Annotated in this window: 20 protein-coding genes; 8 read left to right on the forward strand and 12 right to left on the reverse strand. The window is 71.8% G+C overall.

The features are described 5' to 3' along the window. Window positions 1-11: 11 nt before the first annotated feature. Together QOM21_RS07915 and ggt are read right to left on the reverse strand one after the other, a co-directional pair. The gene (locus QOM21_RS07915) at window positions 12-1,475 is read right to left on the reverse strand and encodes an amidase (protein ID WP_407549032.1); all 1,464 of its coding nucleotides are present in this window, start codon (window positions 1,473-1,475) and stop codon (window positions 12-14) included. A gap of 149 nt (window positions 1,476-1,624) precedes the next feature. Continuing rightward, the gene (ggt, locus tag QOM21_RS07920; RefSeq protein WP_407549033.1) at window positions 1,625-3,457 is read right to left on the reverse strand and encodes a gamma-glutamyltransferase; all 1,833 of its coding nucleotides are present in this window, start codon (window positions 3,455-3,457) and stop codon (window positions 1,625-1,627) included. 210 nt (window positions 3,458-3,667) lie between these two features. Here ggt and QOM21_RS07925 point away from each other — a divergent pair, with 210 nt between their 5' ends. Next, window positions 3,668-4,411 carry a hypothetical protein gene (locus QOM21_RS07925; protein WP_407549034.1) on the forward strand — a complete coding sequence of 248 codons (744 nt, stop codon included), beginning with the start codon at window positions 3,668-3,670 and terminating at the stop codon, window positions 4,409-4,411. A 193-nt stretch (window positions 4,412-4,604) separates the two neighbouring features. After that, window positions 4,605-4,922 (forward strand): STAS domain-containing protein, encoded by a 318-nt coding sequence (locus QOM21_RS07930; protein ID WP_407549035.1) that lies wholly within the window; start codon window positions 4,605-4,607, stop codon window positions 4,920-4,922. A 350-nt stretch (window positions 4,923-5,272) separates the two neighbouring features. Here QOM21_RS07930 and QOM21_RS07935 read toward each other — a convergent pair whose 3' ends face one another. Then, window positions 5,273-6,010: an SDR family NAD(P)-dependent oxidoreductase gene (locus QOM21_RS07935; RefSeq protein ID WP_407549036.1), complete on the reverse strand. Its 738-nt coding sequence runs from the start codon at window positions 6,008-6,010 to the stop codon at window positions 5,273-5,275. 399 nt (window positions 6,011-6,409) lie between these two features. On the opposite strand from QOM21_RS07935, the gene QOM21_RS07940 reads away from it, so the two are divergent. Both QOM21_RS07940 and ligD read left to right on the forward strand, forming a co-directional pair. Continuing rightward, window positions 6,410-8,701, forward strand: coding sequence for an MMPL family transporter (locus QOM21_RS07940; RefSeq protein WP_407549037.1), 2,292 nt, complete (start codon window positions 6,410-6,412; stop codon window positions 8,699-8,701). An 82-nt stretch (window positions 8,702-8,783) separates the two neighbouring features. Next, a complete protein-coding gene (ligD, locus tag QOM21_RS07945) occupies window positions 8,784-9,755 on the forward strand; it encodes a non-homologous end-joining DNA ligase (protein ID WP_407549038.1) in 972 nt (323 codons plus the stop codon). Between the two features lie 93 nt (window positions 9,756-9,848). On the opposite strand, the gene QOM21_RS07950 is transcribed toward ligD, so the two are convergent. Then, window positions 9,849-10,850, reverse strand: a complete 1,002-nt coding sequence (locus QOM21_RS07950) for a hypothetical protein (RefSeq protein ID WP_407549039.1) — start codon at window positions 10,848-10,850, stop codon at window positions 9,849-9,851. A 264-nt stretch (window positions 10,851-11,114) separates the two neighbouring features. Here QOM21_RS07950 and QOM21_RS07955 point away from each other — a divergent pair, with 264 nt between their 5' ends. Both QOM21_RS07955 and QOM21_RS07960 read left to right on the forward strand, forming a co-directional pair. After that, window positions 11,115-12,152, forward strand: a complete 1,038-nt coding sequence (locus QOM21_RS07955) for a glutathione S-transferase family protein (RefSeq protein WP_407549040.1) — start codon at window positions 11,115-11,117, stop codon at window positions 12,150-12,152. A 180-nt stretch (window positions 12,153-12,332) separates the two neighbouring features. Then, window positions 12,333-12,632 (forward strand): hypothetical protein, encoded by a 300-nt coding sequence (locus QOM21_RS07960; protein WP_407549041.1) that lies wholly within the window; start codon window positions 12,333-12,335, stop codon window positions 12,630-12,632. 208 nt (window positions 12,633-12,840) lie between these two features. Here the strand turns inward: QOM21_RS07960 and QOM21_RS07965 are convergent, their stop codons facing one another. Genes QOM21_RS07965 through QOM21_RS07975 form a run of 3 tightly spaced genes read right to left on the reverse strand, consistent with a single transcriptional unit; the run spans window position 12,841 to window position 13,898 of the window. After that, window positions 12,841-13,101, reverse strand: a complete 261-nt coding sequence (locus tag QOM21_RS07965) for a DUF4235 domain-containing protein (protein WP_407549042.1) — start codon at window positions 13,099-13,101, stop codon at window positions 12,841-12,843. 3 nt (window positions 13,102-13,104) lie between these two features. Beyond that, window positions 13,105-13,482 carry a DUF3618 domain-containing protein gene (locus QOM21_RS07970; RefSeq protein WP_407549043.1) on the reverse strand — a complete coding sequence of 126 codons (378 nt, stop codon included), beginning with the start codon at window positions 13,480-13,482 and terminating at the stop codon, window positions 13,105-13,107. Then, entirely contained in the window at window positions 13,479-13,898 is a 420-nt protein-coding gene (locus QOM21_RS07975; RefSeq protein WP_407549044.1) for a phage holin family protein, read from the reverse strand. The genes QOM21_RS07970 and QOM21_RS07975 overlap by 4 nt, the downstream gene beginning before the upstream one ends. A gap of 598 nt (window positions 13,899-14,496) precedes the next feature. Here QOM21_RS07975 and QOM21_RS07980 point away from each other — a divergent pair. Then, the gene (locus tag QOM21_RS07980; RefSeq protein ID WP_407555606.1) at window positions 14,497-14,886 is read left to right on the forward strand and encodes a DUF2267 domain-containing protein; all 390 of its coding nucleotides are present in this window, start codon (window positions 14,497-14,499) and stop codon (window positions 14,884-14,886) included. A 93-nt stretch (window positions 14,887-14,979) separates the two neighbouring features. On the opposite strand, the gene QOM21_RS07985 is transcribed toward QOM21_RS07980, so the two are convergent. Next, on the reverse strand, window positions 14,980-15,795 hold the full coding sequence (locus tag QOM21_RS07985; protein WP_407549045.1) for a class I SAM-dependent methyltransferase: 816 nt from the start codon (window positions 15,793-15,795) through the stop codon (window positions 14,980-14,982). A 302-nt stretch (window positions 15,796-16,097) separates the two neighbouring features. Between QOM21_RS07985 and QOM21_RS07990 the strand changes: the two genes are divergently transcribed. Beyond that, entirely contained in the window at window positions 16,098-17,702 is a 1,605-nt protein-coding gene (locus QOM21_RS07990; RefSeq protein WP_407549046.1) for an alpha/beta fold hydrolase, read from the forward strand. Between the two features lie 76 nt (window positions 17,703-17,778). On the opposite strand, the gene QOM21_RS07995 is transcribed toward QOM21_RS07990, so the two are convergent. From QOM21_RS07995 to QOM21_RS08010, 4 genes are read right to left on the reverse strand one after another with little or no spacing between them, the layout of a single operon-like run. Further along, window positions 17,779-18,645: an amino acid ABC transporter permease gene (locus QOM21_RS07995; RefSeq protein ID WP_407549047.1), complete on the reverse strand. Its 867-nt coding sequence runs from the start codon at window positions 18,643-18,645 to the stop codon at window positions 17,779-17,781. Next, window positions 18,642-19,286 (reverse strand): amino acid ABC transporter permease, encoded by a 645-nt coding sequence (locus QOM21_RS08000; RefSeq protein WP_407549048.1) that lies wholly within the window; start codon window positions 19,284-19,286, stop codon window positions 18,642-18,644. Before QOM21_RS08000 ends, QOM21_RS07995 begins: the two co-directional genes overlap by 4 nt. Window positions 19,287-19,304: 18 nt before the next feature. After that, a complete protein-coding gene (locus tag QOM21_RS08005) occupies window positions 19,305-20,237 on the reverse strand; it encodes a glutamate ABC transporter substrate-binding protein (protein ID WP_407549049.1) in 933 nt (310 codons plus the stop codon). A gap of 14 nt (window positions 20,238-20,251) precedes the next feature. After that, window positions 20,252-20,995 (reverse strand): amino acid ABC transporter ATP-binding protein, encoded by a 744-nt coding sequence (locus QOM21_RS08010; protein ID WP_407549050.1) that lies wholly within the window; start codon window positions 20,993-20,995, stop codon window positions 20,252-20,254. Window positions 20,996-21,169: the final 174 nt, after the last annotated feature.

A 21,169-nucleotide genomic window follows, 5' to 3' on the forward strand; every position in this document is an offset into this window, starting at 1 on the left:
GTGCACCCGCGTCACCGCGCCGGATGCACCGCCGGACGGCGCTCGTGCCAGCGCATGTCGTCCTGGAGCTGCGCGGCCAGGGAGATCAGGTGCGGTTCACTGTGCGCGGGACCGAGCAGTTGCGCGCCCAGGGGCAGCCCGTCCGCGCTGAACCCGGCGGGCACGCTCATGCCCGGCCAGCCCAGGACGTTCCACGGCCAGGCGTACGGGCACGCCGCGATCATGGCCTGGTCCGTACGCCATCCGCTGAGCTTGGCGAGGGTGCCGATGCGCGGCGGCGGCGTGGCGGTGGTCGGCGTCAGCAAAACGTCGTAGGACCCGAACAGGGCGCCGATACGCCCCTGTTGACGCCTCTCCACGGCCCGCGCCCGGCGCAGCACCGGCCCGCCGAGCAGCCGCCCCAGGCGCACCGCACCGCGGGTGCGCCGGTCGAGCAGGGAGCGGTCGGGAACCCTGGCTGCCCACTCCCCCACGCCGGCCGTGGCGCGGGGGACGAACGCCAGGCCCACCAGCCCGTAGTCCGGTTCGGCCTCCTCGACGAAGTGGCCGAGCCGGGCCAGGGTGCGCGCCAGCGCGGTGACCGCCGTCCGGACGTCGGGGTGCAGCGGCTTGGGTGTTCCGGTGAAGGCCGGCTTCCAGGACAGCGCGATGCGCAGCCGCCCCGGGTCCCGGCCGGCGGCCTCACGGGCCGCGACCGCGGGCGGCCGGTGCAGATCGCCGTCGTGGTTGCCGCTCGCCGCGTCGAGCAGCAGGGCCGCGTCCTCGACCGTGCGGGCCAGCGGGCCGATGCCCGTGATGCCCTGGAACGCCTCCGCGTCCGGCCAGGTGGAGATGCGGCCGCGCTGCGGCTTGATGCCGACCAGATGGGACCAGGCGGCGGGGATACGGACCGAGCCGGCGCCGTCGGTGCCCAGCGCGGCGGGCACCAGACCCGCGGCGACCGCGGCGGCCGAGCCGCCGGAGGAGCCTCCCGGTGTGTGGCCGAGGTTCCACGGGTTGCGCGTCTCGCCGAAGGCCGGGCCCTCGGTGAACGGCCACTGGCCCAGCTCGCAGGCGTTGGTCTTGCCGACGATGACCGCGCCGGCGGCACGCAGCCGCCGGACCACCTCGGCGTCCCGCTGCTTGGGCGGGAACTCCCCGGCACAGCCGAACGCGGTCGGCTCACCCGCCACATCGGTGTCGTCCTTGACCGCGACCGGCACGCCGAGCAGCGGCAGCCGCTCGCCGGCCGCGAGCCGGCGGTCGGCCTCCTCGGCCTCCGCCATCGCCTCCTCGGCCCGTACCCGCCGGAAGGCGTTGACGCTGCCCTGGGTGGCCTCGATGCGGTCCAGTGACCGCAGGACCAGCGCGGCCGAACTCACCTGACCGTCGGCCAGGGCCCGCGCCTGCTCGGCGAGGCCCTCGCACTCCCCGGCCCGCGGTGGGCCCGCCGACGCTGCTCCGGCCTTGCTGTCACGGCTGTCGTCAACGCTCACGGTGCGTGCCCTCCCTGGGACCGTCGCTGTTCGAACGAACGGTCCCAGGAGGCTAGTCGCCGCGGTGAGGGCCAGCAATGACGCCGCGCGGCGGGTACGTCGACGACACACGGACGCCGCACACGGTGTGCGGGAGGAGCACTTTCCGGCTACGACGCGCGGACCACCATGGCCGATCCGCCGCCGCGCCGCACCTTCTCGGCCGCGGCCAGCCAACGGCCGTCGGGCAGTCGCTGGACACCGGTCGCCGCGCCGATCTCCGGATTCTGCTTGAACGCGTGCCCGAGCGCTTCGAGTTGGCCGCGCACCTTGCTGTTCCACAGGCCCGGTTCGACTTCGGTGGCCGCGGCGTTGCGCTGGCTGGCACGCGGTGCGGCGATGGCGTCGACCAGCGGCATTCCGCGGTCCAGGTGGTTGAGGAGGGTCTGCAGGACCGTGGTGATGATGGTCGCGCCGCCCGGCGAGCCGAGGGCCACCACCGGCCGGCCGTCGCGCAGCACGATCGTCGGCGACATCGACGAGCGGGGCCGCTTGCCGGGGCCGGGCAGGTTGGGGTCGTGCACGGCGGGGCTCGCGGGCGCGAAGGAGAAGTCCGTGAGTTCGTTGTTGAGCAGGAAGCCGCGGCCGGGAACGACCATGCCGCTGCCGCCGGTCTGCTCGATGGTCAGCGTGTAGGCGACGACGTTGCCCCACTTGTCGGCGACGGTCAGATGCGTGGTGTTCTCGCCCTCGTACGTCGTCGGCGCGGCCTCGCCCGCGCTGCCGCAACGCGCGGGGTGACGCGGGTCGCCGGGTGCGAGCGGGCTGGTCAGCGCCTTGCCGTCGTCGATCAGGCACTCCCGCGAGTCGGCGAACCGCTGCCCGGTGAGGCCCTTGGTCGGCACATCCTCGTGCGCCGGGTCGCCGACCCAGCGGCCGCGGTCGGCGAACGCGATCCGGCCGGCCTCGATGTACCGGTGCAGATACTGCTTCTCGCTCAGCCGCGAAACGTCGCTCCGCTCCAGGATGTTGAGCGCCTCGGCGACGCTGGTGCCGCCCGAGGAGGACGGCGCCATGCCGTATACGTCCAGGCCGCGGTAGCCGGTGCGGGTCGGCGCCTGGCTGAGTGCCTCGTAGGTCCGCAGGTCGTTCGCGGTCAGGTCGCCGGGCCGCACCGTGCGCTCGGCGCCGTCCCGTACCGGGGGCTTCCGGACGGTCCGCACGACGTCCTTGCCGAGCTCTCCCTCGTAGAGCGCTTCGACGCCACGGTGCGCCAACTGTCCGTAGGTGCGGGCCAGATCGGGGTTCTTGAGAGTCGAGCCGACCACCGGCAGTTCGCCGCCGGGGAGGAAGAGGCCGGCGCTGGCGGGGAAGTCGCGGAAGCGGTCCTCGTTGTCCGCGGTCTGCCGCCGGAAGGTCTCATCGACGGTGAATCCCTGCCGGGCCAACTTCTGCGCCGGCCGCAGCACCTGGCCGAGGGAGCGGCTGCCCCACTTGTCCAGGGCGGCGTCCCAGGTGGCCGGGGTGCCCGGCGTGCCGACGCCCAGGCCGCTGGTGACCGCGTCGTCGAACGGGATGGGCTTGCCGTTCTCCAGGAAGAGGTCCTTGCCCGCCGAGCGCGGCGCGGTCTCCCGCCCGTCGATGGTCCGTACGCCGCGCGACTTCGCGTCGTAGTAGACCAGGTAGCCACCGCCGCCGACGCCCGCGGAGTAGGGCTCGGTGACGCCGAGGGCGGCCGCCGTGGCGACCGCCGCGTCCACGGCGTTGCCGCCCTTCTCCAGCACCTCGATGCCGGCGGCCGAGGCGTCCGGGTCGACGCTGGACACCGCCCCGCCGCGGCCGACGGCGACCGGGGTCTTCGCCGGTGTGGCGGTGGTGGAGCGGTCGGACGCCGAGGGGCCGGGGTGCGGGGACACCGTCCGGGCACTGGCCGGAACCGCGACCAGGGAGCCGGCCAGCGCTGCGGCCGCTCCAAGGACGGTGAGACGACGGGCTTTCGCCATACCGGAATGTCCTCCAGGGCGCGAGCGCGGCGGCGGCAGGGGCCGGAGCCTACTCGCGGGAACTGCGCGACGACAGAGGGCATCGCGGCGCCCGTTCCGCAGGCGCGTACGGATATGCCCGCATGGATCAGGACAAGGCAACCCAGGGCCCTCCCCGCAGTCCGCCCCACCCTCGAACACACACCCGTACAGCCGCTACGCTCCCCCGCCATGGACGACACCCTGCTGCTCCTGACCGCGGCCGGCGTGGCCCTCATCGTGGGCCTCGCGGCCGGCTGGGCCGCGCAATCGGCGGCGGCCCGCCGGAAGCTGACCCGCGAGCAGAGCTTCTTCGGACTGCCGTCCGGTTCGGAGTGTGTGCTGGTCACCCACCGGGACAGCACCTCGGCCCACTGGAGCATCCCGCGGCACGACGCGCTGGCGCTGCTGGGCCTGGCCGCGGTCATCGAGAACTGCGGGGCGCACCCGGAGGTCGCCCCGCACGACACCGGACTGCAGGGCTTCGGTGCGCGCACCGAGTTCTGCGTCGGGGACCCGACGGCGCACCGCCGGCTGGCGGCCCACCTCGCGAACCTGCTGCCGGGCGTCGCGGTGCAGCCGGGCGAGGAGTCCGGCACCGACCGCGGCACCTTCGCCATCGGCGGCTCGACGTACCGGATGGAGCCCGGCGCGGTCGAATACGTCCTGCTGGCGCGGCTGAGGGCGGGCGAGGGGGACCGACCGGTGTTCCTGGCGGCCGGCCAGCGCCCGGTCACCCACCGGGCCGCGGTCCGCCACCTGGTGCGCAACCGGGCCCGGCTGGCCCGGAAGCACGGGGCCGACGGCCAGTTCTGCCTGCTGCTGAAGGTGGTCAACTCCCAGGCGTACGGACCCGATGTCGTCGAGCTGGTCGCGGACGTCACCAAGGCCGCGCTCACGCCGGTGGAGTCGAAGGGCCACCGGGCCGGGTCCTGAGACAAGGGCGGCGGCGCCGGGCGCCGGCCACGCGTCGGCCGGGCGCGCCCCTTCGCCTCACCCATCCCAGCGAGAATGTCATCTATGTCTCTTTTGGCCTGATTTACTTCTGTCTGTCCGCTCGGCCGCTCTAGGCTGGTGATCCAGCGGCACCACCACCCACGGTGCCCGGAGCAGGACGGAAGGACACCCCTTGACCGCCACCCCCGTGAACCACGACGGCCCGGCCATCGTCACGCTGGAGGGGGAGCAGGATGTCCTCACCGCCCCGCGCGTCTGCGCGACCCTCGCCGCGGCCACCGCCACCCGGGACCGCATCCTGGTCGACCTGCGCGACGTGACCTTCATGGACACCACCGGCCTCGACCCGCTGGTCACGACCGCCCGTCGACTGCTGGCGACCGGCGGCAGCGTCACCCTCGTGATCACCGACCAGCGGCTGCGCAGGCTCCTGAGCCAGACCCGCGTCGAGAACCTCTTCCGCCAGGTGAGCTCACCGGCCCAGGCCTGACGGCGGCGCGAGCGGCGCCCCGGGAGGGGCCACCCCCTTCGGCCCGCCCGCCTCCGCGTGAGAGGGGCCACCCCCTTCGCTGGAGCGCCGCTCAATGGTTTATCGTTCAATTGGAAGCGGGTGCCGTAACGCCGGTACCTATGGGCCGCACCGTTCCCCCGCGGTATGCCGGCCCGCAGGGCCTCCACCCCGAGGCCACCGCGACAGCGCCCGCACCCCGGGAACCGCCCCGGCCGAATTCCCCCGTTCGGCCGGGGCTTCCCCTTTTTTCCCGTGTCCCCGTGTCCCCGTGTCCCCGTGTCCCCGTGTCCCGGTGTTCCGACTTCCGGTGTCCGGTCCTCCCGCCGCCGTCACCTCAGGTGGGACGCCCCGTTGACGTCGAGGACCGTCCCGGAGGACCAGACCGCTTCGGGCGAGGCGAGGTAGTGCACGGCGGCCGCCACGTCCCCGGGGGAGGCCACCCGTCCGAACGGGCTCTGCTGCCGGACCCCGTCCGTGATGCGGTCCGCCACCCGCTCCGTCGCGACGAACCCGGGGGCCACCGACGCGACCGCGATGCCGTGCGGCGCGAGATGGACCGCCAACGACTGGCCCATGGCGTGCAGCGCCGCCTTGGTCGCGCCGTAGGCCGGGTGATCCGGCTCGCCGCGATACGCGCCGCGCGACCCGATGTGGATGATCCGGCCCTCGACCGCGCGCTCGATCATGTTGCGGGCCGCCCCGTAGCTCACGTGGGCCGCGCCCAGCAGATTGACGTCCACGATCTGCCGCCAGGCGAGCTGCCAGTCCTCGAAGGACGTCCGGTCCAAGGGGTGCGCCACATTCATGGCGGCGTTGTTGACCAGCACGTCGATCCCGCCGAGACCGGTCACGGCCGCCTCGACGACGGCCGCCGCACCCTCCGGGGTTCCCACGTCGCCCTGAACCAGGACGTGTCCGCTCCCCTCCAGCGCGGCGAAGGCCTCCTCCGCCGCCTCGCGCCGGGAGCCGTAGTGCAGCGCGACCCGGTCGCCGTGCGCGGCGAACCGCTCGGCGACCGCCCGTCCGATGCCGCGCGAGGCACCGGTCACCAGCACCGCCCGGCTCACAGGACGACCTCCGGCCCACCGTAGGAAGCGTGTCGATAGCTCACGAATATGCCTGCCTCACGTCGCGTCAGATCATCCGGTGCCGCCTCATGCCGCGGGCGCACGCGCTGAGCGGCTCCCCCCGAGGCGATCCCCATGATCGTAAGGAACCGTGGAAAGGCCGCGGCGACCGAGGCCCAGGGGCAGGAAGACCGGGCTGTGTTCGGGCGCGGACCGGCCCGCCGCCCGGCGGGGCACCACCACCCGTCTCACCGCGTGGGCGTGCCGCGCACCCCGAACGGGCTTTGAATGCAGAGTGTCCGATGCGCTCATGCCGGACGCTCCCACCCGGGAGGCGCCCGCACGAGCACCACCAGACCGCGGCGGCCCGTCGAGCGCCGGTCCTCGTCGGGAGCCCCCATGCCGTTGCCGCAGACTCCGACCAGCCCCACACCGCCCGGCGGCGCGCGCTCCGGGGGCCGACTGCGACGCCTGGGCGAGTGGTGTGCGCGGCACTGCGTGATCGTCATCGCGCTGTGGCTGGCCGCCCTGGCCGGGCTTCAGATTCTCCAGCACGCCTACGGGGGCGGCTACTCCGACAACTTCACGCTCCCCGGCACCCAGTCGGAAAAGGGCCTGGACGTACTCCAGGCGCACGACCCCAAGGCCGGCGGCTACAACAGCCAGGTCGTGCTGCACGACACCGCGCAGCCGCTCACCGCCTTCAGCAGCCAGATCTCCGGCGCGGTCACCTCCTTGGGCAAACTGCCGGACGTCCTGTCGGCGCAGAGCCCGCTGCCCCCGCCCGGCACCAAGCCGCCGGCGCTGCCGCCCGGCACGCCGAACGTCGGCCCGCTCTCCTCGGACGGCAAAACCGGCTACATCACCGTCCGATTCGACAAACAGCCCTCCACCCTGGGATCCGGCTACCTCGACGGCGTCGACCGGGCCGTGCAGCCGCTGCGCTCCGCCGGTGTCGACGTGGAGTACGGCGGAACGCTGGGCGAACTGGCCCGCCCGAAGGCCAACGACCGGATCAGCGAGCTGATCGGCTTCGCGGTGGCGATCCTGGTCCTGCTGATCGGCTTCGGCAGTGTCCTCGCCGCCGCGGTACCCCTGGTGACCGCGCTGCTCAGCGTCGTCTGCGGGCTGGGGGCGCTGGGACTGGTGGCCGCCGCGTTCACCTTCGCCACCGTCTCGCCGACCCTGGCCACGATGATCGGCCTCGGCGTGGGCATCGACTACGCGCTGTTCCTGATCACCCGGTACCGGCAGCACGTCATCGACGGCGTCGATCCGGTCGGCGCCGCCGGACGGGCGGTCTCCACCAGCGGCCGGGCCGTCCTGGTCTCCGGCTGCACGGTCATCGTCGCGCTGGCCGGTCTTTCGGTCTCCGGCGTCAGCTTCATCTCCAAGCTGGGTGTGGCGGCGGCCGTGACCGTCATCTCCGCGGTGCTCGGCGCGCTCACCCTGGTGCCTGCGCTGCTCGGGCTGATCGGCCGGCACATCGACAGCCTCCGGGTCCGCAGGCCCGTCGCGGAGACGGGGACCGCGGCGGGCGCCCCCGAGAGCGGCACCTGGCACCGCTACGCGCAGCGGGTGGAGCGGCGCCCGTGGTGGTTCCTGGCGGGCGGGGTGGCCGTCGTGGCCGTCCTGGCCATTCCGCTCTTCTCCATCCAGCTGGGCCACATCGGCGACGGCGCCGATCCGAAGTCGTTCACCGACCGCCGGGCCTTCGACCTGATGTCGTCCGCCTTCGGCCCCGGCTCCAACGGGCCGCTGACGCTGGTCATCGACCAGTCCGGGGTGCCGCAGGCGGACCGTGCCGCGCTGGCGACGCAGGCCGGCAAGGCGCTCACGAACGTGCCGGGTGCGGACACCATCACCCCGCTCAAGGCGACCCCTGACGGCGACGCGCTCGTCGGGACCGCGTACTCCACGCAGGCGCCGCAGGACGAGACGACCACCCACCTGACCAACCACCTGGTCGACGACGTACTGCCGCAGGCCGTGCGGGGCACCGACGCGCACGGCTATGTGACCGGCACGACCGCGGCCCAGGTGGACTTCCTGGACATCGTCTCCAGCAGGCTCCCGCTGATCATCGCCGTGGTCGTCGCCCTCGCCTTCCTCATCATCCTGATCGTCTTCCGCGGTCTGCTGGTCGCCCTGAAGGCGGCGGTGCTCAACGTCCTGTCGATCGCCGCCTCGTACGGGGTGGTCGTGGCCGTCTTCCAGTGGGGCTGGGGCGGACCCGAACTCGGGGTCTCCGGGACGGTGCCGATCGAGAGCTACGTCCCGATGATGATGTTCGCGATCGTCTTCGGGCTGAGCATGGACTACGAGATCTTCCTGCTGTCGCGGGTGCACGAGGCGTGGCTGCGTACCGGCGACGCGAAGGCGAGCGTGGCCCATGCCCTGGAGATCACCGCGCGGGTCATCACCTGCGCCGCGCTGATCATGGTGAGCGTCTTCGCGGCCTTCATCATCAGCGAGAACATCGTGGTGAAGATGCTGGGTCTGGGCCTGGCAGTGAGCGTGCTGATCGACGCCACCGTGGTCCGGCTGCTGATGGTCCCCGCGGTGATGACGCTGCTCGGCCGGGCCGCGTGGTGGACCCCCCGCACGCTGGACCGGATCCTGCCGCACATCAACACCGAGGGCGAGGAGGCCCACGCGCCGGCCGCCGGGAAGCGCACCGGCGAGCGATGAGCCGCGGGCCTCCCGAACCGGGGGCGTCCCGACCGGCTTCCGCCGAACTGCGCCCGCCCGTGCCGCGCCCGATCATGGAAATATGGCTCCGACCGCCGAGGGTGGTTTTGCCCCCTACCCCGTGATCCGGCCGATGCTGGCCACCGTCGCGCCGCTGCCGGCCGGGAGCGAGGAGGCGGCCTGGGCGTTCGAGGCCAAATGGGACGGCGCCCGCTGCGTCGTCAACACCCCCGGAGACGGCACGGTGCGGCTGGTCACCCGCGCGGGCAACGACGCGACCTCGACCTATCCCGAGCTGGGGCCCCTCGGCGCACAGCTGCGCGGGCGCCCCGCGGTGCTCGACGGCGAGGTGGTGGTGCTGGACGCCCGGGGACGCCCCGACTTCGGGCTGCTGCAGCGCCGGATGGGCGTGGTCAACCCGCGCCGTACCGCCCGGCTGGCGATGGAGCACCCCGTGCATCTGGTGCTGTTCGACATCATGTACCTGGGCGGGTCGCTGCTCGGCGCGCCGTACCACGAGCGCCGCGCCGTGCTGTCCGGGCTGGGGCTTCGCGGCAAGAACTGGTCGGTGCCCGCCCACGTCGTGGGACGCGGGCAGGAGGCGTGGGAGGCGTCGCTGCGGGGCGGCATCGAGGGCGTGGTGGCGAAGCGGCTGACGTCCCTCTACTCACCGGGGGTCCGCTCACCCGACTGGCGCAAGACCAAGCATGTGATGACGCTCGATGTGGTCATCGGCGGCTGGGTGGCGGGCCACGGCGCCCTCGGCGGGCTGCCGGGCGCGGTGCTGGCCGGCGTCGAGGAGCCGACCGGACTGCGCTACGTGGGGTCCGTCGGATCGGGCATGTCCGACCGGGAACGGCGGGACCTCGCGGACTATCTGGGTGTCCTCGCGCGTCCCCGCTCGCCCTTCGGCAACTCCGTCGACCTGCCGGACGCGCACTGGGTCGAGCCCCGGCTCGTCGCCGAGATCACCCTGTCGGGCTGGACATCGGCCGGCCGGCTGCGGCACCCGGTCTGGCACCGGCTGCGCCCCGATCTGACCCGTCTCGGCTGAGGCGGGCGGCGGCACGGGCCGAGTCGTGCGCACAGGTGCCGGCGCGCACGCGCAGCCGTGAGGCAGGGACGGCTGCCCCTCGGCTGCTCCGGCTCACGGGCGGCAGAACGCCGTGGAGGTGAGCGATCCCCCGTCGTTCTCGTCATCGGTGCCGAGGATCCCCTCGCGGGACCGGGGCAGGCAGAGCACCGCCTCGATCTTGTGCCCGGGGAAGGTGGCGAGCCGGTGCGGCGCGGCGGACAGCGACAGGCGGACGTCGCCGTGACGGCCGACCAGGACCCGGCCGGCGTCGTAGAGCGCGGAGTCGTACGGTCCGTCGTCGCCCGGGTCGGAGGCCGAGGAGACCGTCAGCGCGCCGGAGCCGGATACCTTCACATCGGAAATGTGCCGGACGTCCTTGGTGGGGTAGGGCACCCGGAATTCCTTGGAATCCCGCTTCCCGAATGTGTGGGTAGTCGGATTCCATTCGGCCGCCGTGAGTTTACCGGGGCGGTCATCCTGCCCGCGATCCGCCCAGACCGCGGCAATAGTGCCCTGTACGGCGATCAGGGCGAATCCCTCGTAATTGTCGTCCGCGGCGACGCCGGGCAGACGGGTCGCGCGCAGCACGCGCACCGTGTCACCTTCCGCGCCTTCCCCTCGGATTTCCCGTTGGATGTGATACGCCGTACCGCTGCTGGAGACGGCGACATAGGAACCGTCGTGGCCCGGTACCGCGTCGATCGCCTCCAGGTCCACCGGCTGCTCACCGCGCCAGGTCACCTCGTGCACCCGCGGCTTCGCGTCCGGGCTGTACCGCACGGCCACCAGGCGGTTCTCGCCGGGCTTCTTGTTGTCGCGCACGGCGAGCGTGTCGACGGCGGCGCCGTGCCGCCCGGCTGCCGCCAGGCCACTGATTCCCGCGGTGATCCCGTCACCCACGCGCTGCCATTTCGCGTCCTGCGAAGCGGCCTTCGACCGGGCCGGACTTTCGGCTGACGGAATTCCGGATGCCGGAATGCCGGAGGGTCCGGGGTTGGCGGTTGCCGTAACACTCACGGCCGGTATGAGGAGCGCGGCGCCGGCGAGGGCCGCACCGAATACTTTCTTGATCATCGGTCGATTGTAGGGCCGCCCGCGCGGTTACCGGCCGGTGGCGATTATTGCCTTCGTAAAGACTCGCGTCCGGCGCCCACCGCGCCCGGAAATGCCGCGGCGATATCCCGCGCTGCGGGCACATCCCCGTCCCCGCGGAGCCGCACCCCGCCGTCGGCCCGGTGGCATACCCCCGCGTGTCCGGGAAGGCTCACAGGGAACAGCTCACGAGGAACACGTCCCGCAGCACGCGTCGAGCATCCGCACTCGGGAAAGGAGCGGGCGATGGGCCGGCCCACCGACAGCGACACCAGGACGGACGGCAACACGGAGTACGGCCGCAAGCCGTTCAAGCGGTCCAAGAGCCACTTCGCCGACCGCGTCACCGCTGACGGCCGCGACGGCTGGCCGGTCGAGGCGGGGCGCTACCGGCTGGCGGTCAGCCGCGCCTGCCCCTGGGCGAGCCGCGCCGTCATCTCCCGGCGGCTGCTCGGCCTGGAGGACGCCCTCTCCCTCGCCATCGCCGACCCGGTCCAGGACGACCGCAGCTGGCGCTTCACCCTGGACCCGGACGGCCGGGACCCGGTCCTCGGCATCCGCTTCCTGAGCGAGGCGTACGCCGCGCGCGAGAAGGACTATCCGGGCGGGGTCAGTGTGCCCGCCCTCGTGGACGTCCCCAGCGGGAAACTGGTCACCAACGACTACCACCGGATGACCCTGGACTTCGCGACCGAATGGACGGCCCTGCACCGGCCGGGGGCGCCCGACCTGTATCCGGAGCCGCTGCGCGAGGAGATCGACGAGGTCATGGCCGGGGTCTACCGGGACGTCAACAACGGGGTGTACCGCGCCGGGTTCGCCACCGGGCAGAGCGAGTACGAGGAAGCCTGCCGGGAGGTGTTCACGCGCCTTGAACTGCTCTCCGACCGGCTGGCGCAGCGCCGTTACCTGGTGGGCGACACCATCACCGAGGCCGACATCCGGCTGTTCACCACGCTGGTCCGCTTCGACGCGGTCTACCACGGCCACTTCAAGTGCAACCGCTTCAAGCTGGCCGAGGACCCGGTGCTGTGGGCGTACACCAAGGACCTGTACCAGACGCCGGGATTCGGCGACACGGTCGACTTCCACCACATCAAGCAGCACTACTACCGGGTGCACACCGGCATCAATCCGAACGGCCTCGTCCCTCTCGGGCCGGACATGTACGGCTGGCTGACCCCGCACTACCGCGAGGAGTTGGGCGGCAGGCCCTTCGGCGACGGCACTCCCCCCGGCCCGGTGCCGGCGGGCGAGGAGGTCCCGCCGTCGGGACGCCCCTGACCCCGATCACCTCCCCGGCGCCCGCGCGGAACGCCGCGGGAGGAGCGGCCAGGGCGGGCGGAGGATTATCCGGCGCGTCCGGGCCGTGAGATCCTGGGACTGGTGCGACCGGTCCCTTCCCGCGAGCGCGCCGAGCGCCCCGAGCTCCGGTTGACCGCGACTGCGCGAGGAGTGAGCTCGATGAGGATGGTTCTCAAAGCGCGGATACCGACCGATGCGGGCAATGAAGCGATCAAGGGCGGCAATCTCCAGAAGGTCCTGGAGTCCGCCTTGGCCGCGCTCAACCCGGAGGCGGCCTATTTCACCGTCGACGACGGCGACCGCTCCGCGTACTTCTACTTCGACATGCAGGAGGCGTCGCAGATGCCGGTCCTGCTCGAATCGTTCTTCATGGAGCTGAACGCGAAGATCTCGCTCCAGCCGGTGATGAACGTCGAGGATCTGCGCTCGGGTCTGCGGAACCTGATGAGCGGCAGCTGACTCCCGCGCCCACCGCCGCACACCCCACTCACCGCCGCCGGACCTCAACCGCCCTGTCCCGCCGACCACTTCGACGCGTCGCACGGCCGCCCCGGCGGGCCCGGCGGGCCCGAACCGGGCCCTGTACGGGAACTGCCGATGCCCCGGCGACAGAGCACGTCGCCGGGGCATCGGCAGTTTCGCCGGTTATCTCGCCCGCGTTCGCGCGTCAGCCCGGCCAGGTGCCCGTCACCCGGCGCACGCCCACGGCACCCCCGCGGCCCACGGCGGCCTTCACCGCGGCGAAGATCGCGCCTTGCAGCGCGGCCGCCGCCAGCACCTCGCGCCATCGGCGGTCCTCGTCGGTGGCGTCCGGCGCGTCGTCCTCACCGGCCACGAGCTTCCACACCTGCTTGAAGACGGCGCCCGCCGCCACACCACCGAGCACCCCGAACAGCAGGGAGAACGGTTTGTACAGCAGCTTCACCATGGATCAGCACCTCTTCCCGCCGCGGTGCCCCCGCAGCCACAGGAACGCCACCAGGACCGCCGCACCTGCCGCGAGGGCCGCCGAGGACCTGCGTGGCCCCGTGCGCTCGGCGGCCACCCGCACCTGCTCCGGAGTCTTCTCCTGGACGGTCTGCGAGACGTGCGCGGTCTTCTCCTGGACCGCATGCGCGGCCCGGGACGCCTTCTGCTGCACCCGGTCCCGCACCTCCGCGGCCTTGTGCTTGGCCTGACCGGCCACATCCGCCTTGGCGGCCAGCTCCTCGACCGTGTCGCCGAGATGTTCCCGGGTGCGTTGCACCTGCTCGCGCAGTTCCTCCGGGCTCCGCGCGTCGGGACCGCCTGAGTCAGGAGTGCTCGTCATCGTCGTGCCCTTCCCTTGATCTCCTCGACATCGGCTTTCACACTGCTCATCGCCTGCTTCGGAGTCGGCGGAACCGCCCGGCCGACCTCCTTCTTGCCTGCCAGCGCAAGGACGCCCGCCACGACGAGCAGAGCCCCGGCAACGATCAGAGCGGCGCCCCACACCGGCACCACCAGCGCGAGGCCCGCGATGGCGGCAGCTGCCAGCGCCTGCAGCGCAACGAAGCCGACCACTCCCGCGCCGCCGAGCATGCCGCCGCCGATCCCGGCGCGCTTGCCCTTCTGCGTCAGCTCGGCCTGCGCCAGCCGCATTTCCTGGCGGACGAGGGTGGAGAGCTGCTCGGAGGCTTGCTGGACCAACTCACCCACTGAGTGCGTACCTGTGCCGTTCGGGTGGTGGTGAGTGGAGTGGCTCACGGTTCTCACCTCTCTACCGTTCCTGGGAAACACCCGAGTACCCGTAATCGGGCCGGTAACCCCGCGCCCGGCAGGGATCGTCACCTGCCCGCTGCCGCGGCAAGCCCTCGGCACGAGGGTCTCCCGCCGCGTCCGCACCGGCCAGCGCACCCGGCCGGTTCCCGGTGCGCGGGTCGGCGCTCCCACCGGTCCCGACGGGCCCGCGGCCGTCCGGGTGGCTACGGCCGAACGGGTGGACGCGCACGCCACGGCCACCTTGGGTCGACACTTGTCAACTCTGCCGGGGAGAGTTGTCCACGTGGTCGCCATGTGCATCGCGCATCCGCGAGGGGGTGACCGATGCTGCGCACGCGAGCCGAGCCCTTCGGCGAACTCGACCGGCTGACGCCGCGGATGCCGGGCTCCGCCGCGAGACCTGCGGCCGGAAGCTGATTACAGAGCGCCCCGGGGTTCGATCGCCCGCTCTTCCTCGGCCGGCCTTGGGGCCCGGGCGCGACGACCCCGGCCGGCCGGGCAACGGCGCCCGCCGCCTGCCACGGGCCGGCACGCCCCCTCGCACCGTGCAGTGTCCGCAAGACCAAGGGGAGCCGAGATGGTGATGAAGTGGGAAGCGTTCCTGTCGGCCGTCCAGGAGCGCGGCGAATACCCCTCACAGCAGGAGGCCGAGCGGGCGGCCCGCGTGGTCATCGCGCTCCTGGGAGCGCATGTGGTGGGTTCCGAGAGGTCCGAGCTCGCCGCCCGGCTCCCGGAGACCTGCACCCCGATACTGCTCGACCCGCTGCCGGCCGCCGAGCCGCTCGACGCACGAGGGTTCGTGCGGGCGACGGCCGCGTGGGTCGACGGAGCCACCGAGGAGACGGCCGAGTGGGATGTCGGCGCGGTGCTGAGCGTCGTGGCCGACGCCGCGGACGAGGAGCTGATGGGGCGCCTTCTGCTCCAGCTCCCACCGGGCTACGACCTGCTCTTCGGCCGGCCGGAACCGACCTGACCGCGGCCGCGCGCGCCACCGCGCGACGACGGCGTCCGGGGGGCATCTCGCCCCCGGCCAACACCTCCGCCGCCAACACCTCCGCGGTGTCCGTCAGCGCACCCGCCCGGAGGCCAGCAGCGCCGCGTGCGGCAGCACCAGACGGCCGTCGGGCCCGGTGAACTCGCGGCTCAGGTCGACCAAGTGGCCTCTGATCCGCTCGATCACCTCCGGCCGCTGAGCGGTCACGATCCTGCCGATCGTCGCCACACCCGCGGCCGGCCCGCGCCACCACTCCTCCGGCGTGACGTGGTGGTCCCAGCGCAGCGGAAGGCAGTGCACGTCGGTGAGGCCCGCGGCGCGCAGCAGCCGGGCGAAGCCGTCGGCGGTGCGCGGGAAGTCGTCCTCGGCTGCCAGGGCGGGCAGGTCCGGCGGGCGGGTCACCCCGGCCGCTTGCAGGGCGCGGCCGAGCAGCGCCTGCCCCGGTGCGCCCGGGGCGGCCCAGATGGTCAGTGCGATCCGGCCGCCCGGCCGCGTCACCCGCCGCAGTTCGCCGAGGGCCGCCAAGGGGCGCCCTACGTGATTGAGGACGAAATTGCCCACCGCGGCCCCGAACACGCCGTCCCGGAAAGGCAGCTGGGGCAGGGCGGCGACCAAGGCCGCGGCCTCCGGGAGCGCATGCGCGACGCCGGCGGCCATGCCGGGCTCCGCGTCCACCGCGGTCACCCGCGCGCCGCGGGCACCGGCCGCCTCCGCAGCGGTCCCGGTGCCCGTCCCGATGTCCAGCAGGCGGGTCCCGGCGACGATCCCCGCTGCGTCCAGCAGCCGCGGCACCGGGTGGGCGCAGAGCCTGCCGAACCCGGCCGCGTACGCCTCGGCGCTGCCCGCCCAGATGCGGCGCTCACTGTCGTCGAACGGCGTCTGCGGCACCGCTCCCCCTTCCGGCCGCCCCTGGTCCCTTGCCCCAGGGAGGATGAGCGGGCAGCCGGCCCGGTTCCGCCGAAGCCCTCAGCCGCCGACGGAGCGCGGCGCCAACTCGGCGCGTCATGACCTCACTCGCGGGCCGACAGCGCCGACTCACCCTCGCCGCAACGACGTTACCCACCCGTAACCTACCGACGGGTTACCTCGGGTAAGGGGCGGACTTTACTCTCCATTCACATCGAGTTGACGGATGCCCCTCCTGTCTCCGGACAGCGTCCGGCGATTCGCATCGAGATCTGGAGCAGAAGATGACGCCCTCCCGCACGACTCTGCGCGCCGCCGTCGGCACCGTCTCCGCGGCAGTGCTCGCCACCACGGTGCTCACCACGGCGCCCGCGACCGCCGACACGGCGACGGTGGCGTCGGCACCCGCCTCCGCCGCGTCAGCCGCCACCTCGTCCGTGAAGTTCGTCGACATCACGGGTGACGGCGGCACCACCCTCAAGGCCAATGTCTTCACGCCGGCCGGTGCGGACGGCACCCGGCGCTACCCGGTCATCGTGCTGCCCACCAGCTGGGCGATGCCGCAGGTCGAATACATGGCGCAGGCCAAGAAGCTGGCGGACGCCGGCTATGTGGTCGTCGGATACAACTCACGCGGGTTCTGGCAGTCCGGTGGAAAGATCGAGACGGCCGGGCCGCAGGACATCGCCGACGCCTCTAAGGTCATCGACTGGGCGCTGGCCAACACTCCGGCCGACCCGCAGAAGGTCGGCATGGGCGGGGTCTCCTACGGCGCCGGGATAAGCCTGCTGGCCGCCGCGTTCGACAAGCGCATCAAGGCGGTCGCGGCCCTCAGCGGCTGGGCCGACCTGATCGGCTCCATCTACAGCGGCCGTACCCAGCACCTCCAGGCCACCGCGATGCTCGGCGGCGCCGGCGCGCTCACCGGGCGTCCCAGCGAGGAACTCCAGACCGTCCTCAAGGACTTCCTGGCCTCCCGCCTCGACAAGGAAGAGGACATGATCGCGTGGGGGAAGAAGCGCTCCCCCGCCACCTACCTCGACCGCCTCAACGACAACGGCGCCGCCATCATGATGGGCAACGCCTGGGGCGACTCGCTCTTCCCGCCCAACCAGTACGCCGACTTCTTCGAGAAGCTCAAGGGACCCAAGCGGCTGGAGTTCCGCCCGGGGGACCACGCCACCGCGGAGGGACTCGGCCTGCTGGGGCTGCCCAACGACACCTGGACCAACACCAAGCGCTGGTTCGACCACTACCTCAAGGGCGCGGACAACGGCATCGACCGGGAGTCGCCGGTGCTGCTCAAGTCCCGCTCGACCGGGGCGTACGAGGGCTACCCGAGCTGGAAGGAGGTACCGTCGGCGCAGCGGAGGATCGAGCTGAACGGCACCAAGCGGATCAGCGCCAACCTCGACTCCGGCGCCAACGGCGGGCTGATCTTCCTGTCCAGCATGCTGGATCAGTTCCTCAAGCTGCCGCCGATGGCGTCGATCCCGCTGCTGCCCCGCTCGCTCGCCGCGGTCTGGCAGTCCGATCGCTACGAGAGCGAGCAGCGGGTGCGCGGGACCACGAAGCTGCACACCACCGTGTCCAGCACCGCGGAGAGCGGCACCGGCATCGCCTACCTCTACGACGTCGGCCCGCTCGGCGTCGGCAAGCTGGTCACGCACGCGCCGTTCACCTTCCACGGCGAGACCCCGAACCAGCCCTTCGGCGTCGACCTGGAGCTGTTCTCCACCGCGTACGACGTGCCGGCCGGGCACCGGCTCGCGGTCGTCGTGGACACCGTCGACCCGCTCTACATCGAGCACAACCCGAGCGGCGCCCGGCTGTCGTTCTCCTCCCCGGCGAGCGACCCGTCGTATGTGACGGTGCCGGTTCGCGGCTGACCGCGCCGCGCCTGCCCTCCGACGAGTGCCGGCCCCGACCTCTGCGGTCGGGGCCGGCACTCGCGCGTGCGGCGTCTCAGGCGGCGGGCCGCTTGTGGCCGCCCGGCAGCAGCGAGCCCGGCTCCGGCGCGCCCACGTCGGTGCCCTCCACCTTCGGGTTGCGCTTCTGCCGCCTGGAGACCCAGTTGGCGAGCCAGGAGAGCAGCATGCACATGCCGATGTAGATCGGCGAGATGATCATGACGACCGGGATGAACGGCAGGTCGTAGTCGAGATTGGAGGCGATGAGCTTGCCGGCGTGCAGGAACTCCTCGTAGGTGATCAGGAATCCGAGCGAGGTGTCCTTCAGGGCCACCACCAGCTGACTGATGATCGTCGGCAGCATCGCCCGCACCGCCTGCGGCACCAGGACGTGCGTCATGACCTGGGTCTTGCGCATACCCAGCGCGTAGGACGCCTCGTGCTGGCCGCGGTCGACTGAGTTGACGCCGGTGCGGAAGACCTCGGCGAGCACCGAGCCGTTGTAGAGGGTCAGTCCGGCGACCAGCGCGGGCAGCGGCTCGACCTTCAGCGCCACATAGACGAAGAAGATCATGACCAGTACCGGCATCGCGCGGAAGAACTCCACCAGCAGGGTGCACACCCAGCGCAGGGCCCGGTGCTCGGAGAGCCGGCCGGCCGCGAGAACCGCGCCGAGGGCCAGCGACAGCACCGCCGCGAGGCCGAACGCCTTGAGCGTATTGGCCAGGCCCTTGAGCAGCAGGTCCTGAATTCCCTTGTAGGTGAAGGGAGTCCACTTCTCGGCGACGAACTGGCCGGTGTCGAAGAGAAGGTAGATGATCCAGCCGATGAGGGCGAGGATCACCACGGTCGACGCGAGACCGTAGAACAGGTGCCGCCGCTTGGTCCTCGGCCCCGGGACGTCGTAGAGGGCAGTGGTCATCGGGCGACTCCGAAGCGCTTCTCCAGCACGTTGAACAGCGCGCTGATGGTCAGGGTCACGATCAGATAGCCGACGGCGATCCAGATGAAGGTCCAGATGATGCTGTATCCCAGCTCGTTGAGCGGCTTGTAGACGCCGAGCAGCTCGACGACGCTGAACGATCCGGCGATCGCCGAGTTCTTCGCCAGCGCGATGAGGGTGGAGCCGATGGGCGGGATGACCGACCGGAACGCCTGCGGGAGCACCACCTCCCCGAGGGTCTGCGGAAAGGTCATGCCCAGGCTGCGGGCCGCCTCGCCCTGTCCGACCGGCACGGTGTTGATGCCGGAGCGCACCGCCTCGCAGATGAAGGCCGAGGTGTAGCAGCCCAGCGCGAGGATGGCGAACAGCTTGAAGGGCAGCACCAGCCCGAAGCGCGGCAGGCCCAGCACCACCGCGAAGAACAGCAGCGTCAGCGGCGTGTTGCGCAGCACCGTCACCCACGCCGTGCCGAAGACCCGCAGCGAGCCGACGGGCGCGACGCGGAAGGCCGCCATGAGGAAGCCGAGGACGAGCGCGAGCAGGGAGGCGAAGACGGTGAGTTCGACGGTGCCCAGCAGGCCCTCCCCGTAGAGGGACCAATTGTCGAAGAGAACGTTCATCGGTTAGGTCCTTGCTCCTCAGCTCGCCGGGTAGCGGTCGACCGGCGGCGGCTTCGGTGCGGGAACCCCGGACAGCCCCAGAGTCGCGTCGTACGCCTTGTTCCAGTCGCCGTTCTTCTCGGACGCGACGAGCGCGTCGTCCAGGGCGAACCGCAGCGCGTTGTCGCCGCGCGGGACCCCGATGCCGTAGGGCTCCTCCGAGAAGGGCTTTCCGACCACCTTCAGTTCGTCGGGCACCTTGGCGGCGTAGCCCAGCAGGATGGCGTCGTCGGTGGTGACCGCGTCGACCTGGAAGGTCAGCAGGTTGTCCACACACACCGAGTAGGTGTCGTAGGCGATCAGATCGGCCCGGGGGTAGTCGGCCTGGATGCGCTGGTACGGGGTCGAGCCGGCCGCCGAGCAGACCCGTTTGCCGGCCAGGTCCTGCGGCCCCTTGATGTCGTTCTCGTCCGTACGGACCAGCAGCGACTGCCCGGCCATGTAGTAGGGGCCGGCGAAGCCCACCAGCTTCTTGCGCATGTCGTTGATGGTGTAGGTGCCGACGTAGAAGTCGATCTGGCCGTTCTGCAGGGCCGTTTCGCGGTTGGCGGAGGCGATCGTCTTGAACTCGATCGTCTTCGGAGGGAAGCCGAGGGCCGCGGACATCATCTTGGCGATCTCGATGTCGAAGCCGGTGTAGAGGCCGGAGGCGGGGTCCTTCTCCCCCATGTACGGCTGGTCCTCCTTGGCGCCGATGACGAGGTGGCCACGGCGCTTGGCCTTCTCCCAGGTCGGGGAATCGGGCAACTGGAAGTTCTTCGCGACCTTGTACTGGGGCAGTTCGCTGCCCTCGGGGCCCTTGACCGGCGGGCTGCCTTCCTTGCCGCAGGCGCCGGTGGCCAGCGCGAGGGCGGTGAGCGCCACCGCGGCCAGGGCGCGGCGCAGGCGCGGTCGCAGGGAGTGGATGTGCATCGCAGCGCCCCCGTTCAGTGCTTGAGGATCTTGGAGAGGAAGTCCTTCGCCCGGTCGCTCTCGGGCGCGGTGAAGAACGCTTCGGGGGTGCGGTCCTCGACGATGCGGCCGTCGTCCATGAACACCACGCGGTTGGCCGCGGAGCGGGCGAAGCCCATCTCGTGGGTGACGACCACCATCGTCATGCCGTCCCGGGCGAGCTGCCGCATGACCTCCAGCACCTCGTTGATCATCTCCGGGTCCAGCGCCGAGGTCGGCTCGTCGAAGAGCAGCGCCTTGGGGTCCATGGCGAGCGCGCGGGCGATGGCGACGCGCTGCTGCTGGCCGCCGGAGAGCTGCGCCGGATACTTGTCGGCCTGGGAGGCGAGACCGACCCGGTCGAGGAGTTCGCGGGCCCGTGCGGCGGCCTCGTCCTTGCCCTTCCTGCGGACCTTGATCGGCGCCAGCATCACATTGGCCAGCACCGTCTTGTGCGCGAAGAGGTTGAAGGACTGGAAGACCATACCGACTTCGGCGCGCAATTGGGCCAGCGCGCGGCCTTCCTCGGGCAGCGCCGTACCGTCCAGCGTGATGCTGCCCGACTCGATCGGCTCCAGGCGGTTGATGACCCGGCACAGGGTGGACTTCCCGGACCCGGAGGGCCCGATGACCACCACCACCTCCCCGCGGCCGACGGTGAGGTCGATGTCCCGGAGGACATGCAGTTTCCCGAAGTGTTTGTTGACCCCGCGCAGCTCAATCAGCGCATCACCGGCCATATGCAGACCTGCCCACTCTCATCCGTACAGCGGAGAGCCCGCAACCTACCGGGATGAAAGGGGCGTTTTCCTACTGACACGCACGGAGGAGCGGAGACAGGGGGAGAAACCAGGGCGACGAATGAACCTGTTGGGGCGGATGGACGACCGGTCCGGTGCCTGGACGTACGCACC

This window comes from Streptomyces sp. Pv4-95, from assembly GCF_045782725.1.
Lineage (GTDB): Bacteria > Actinomycetota > Actinomycetes > Streptomycetales > Streptomycetaceae > Streptomyces.

Coding starts and splice junctions, on each gene's coding strand:
- QOM21_RS07940 (WP_407549037.1), top strand. CDS start 6,410: ATGCCGTTGCCGCAGACTCCGACCAGCCCCACACCGCCCGGCGGCGCG.
- QOM21_RS07965 (WP_407549042.1), bottom strand. CDS start 13,101: ATGGTGAAGCTGCTGTACAAACCGTTCTCCCTGCTGTTCGGGGTGCTC.
- QOM21_RS07980 (WP_407555606.1), top strand. CDS start 14,497: ATGAAGTGGGAAGCGTTCCTGTCGGCCGTCCAGGAGCGCGGCGAATAC.
- QOM21_RS07990 (WP_407549046.1), top strand. CDS start 16,098: ATGACGCCCTCCCGCACGACTCTGCGCGCCGCCGTCGGCACCGTCTCC.
- ggt (WP_407549033.1), bottom strand. CDS start 3,457: ATGGCGAAAGCCCGTCGTCTCACCGTCCTTGGAGCGGCCGCAGCGCTG.
- ligD (WP_407549038.1), top strand. CDS start 8,784: ATGGCTCCGACCGCCGAGGGTGGTTTTGCCCCCTACCCCGTGATCCGG.
- QOM21_RS08010 (WP_407549050.1), bottom strand. CDS start 20,995: ATGGCCGGTGATGCGCTGATTGAGCTGCGCGGGGTCAACAAACACTTC.
- QOM21_RS07960 (WP_407549041.1), top strand. CDS start 12,333: ATGAGGATGGTTCTCAAAGCGCGGATACCGACCGATGCGGGCAATGAA.
- QOM21_RS07970 (WP_407549043.1), bottom strand. CDS start 13,482: ATGACGAGCACTCCTGACTCAGGCGGTCCCGACGCGCGGAGCCCGGAG.
- QOM21_RS07995 (WP_407549047.1), bottom strand. CDS start 18,645: ATGACCACTGCCCTCTACGACGTCCCGGGGCCGAGGACCAAGCGGCGG.
- QOM21_RS07925 (WP_407549034.1), top strand. CDS start 3,668: ATGGACGACACCCTGCTGCTCCTGACCGCGGCCGGCGTGGCCCTCATC.
- QOM21_RS08000 (WP_407549048.1), bottom strand. CDS start 19,286: ATGAACGTTCTCTTCGACAATTGGTCCCTCTACGGGGAGGGCCTGCTG.
- QOM21_RS08005 (WP_407549049.1), bottom strand. CDS start 20,237: ATGCACATCCACTCCCTGCGACCGCGCCTGCGCCGCGCCCTGGCCGCG.
- QOM21_RS07950 (WP_407549039.1), bottom strand. CDS start 10,850: ATGATCAAGAAAGTATTCGGTGCGGCCCTCGCCGGCGCCGCGCTCCTC.
- QOM21_RS07955 (WP_407549040.1), top strand. CDS start 11,115: ATGGGCCGGCCCACCGACAGCGACACCAGGACGGACGGCAACACGGAG.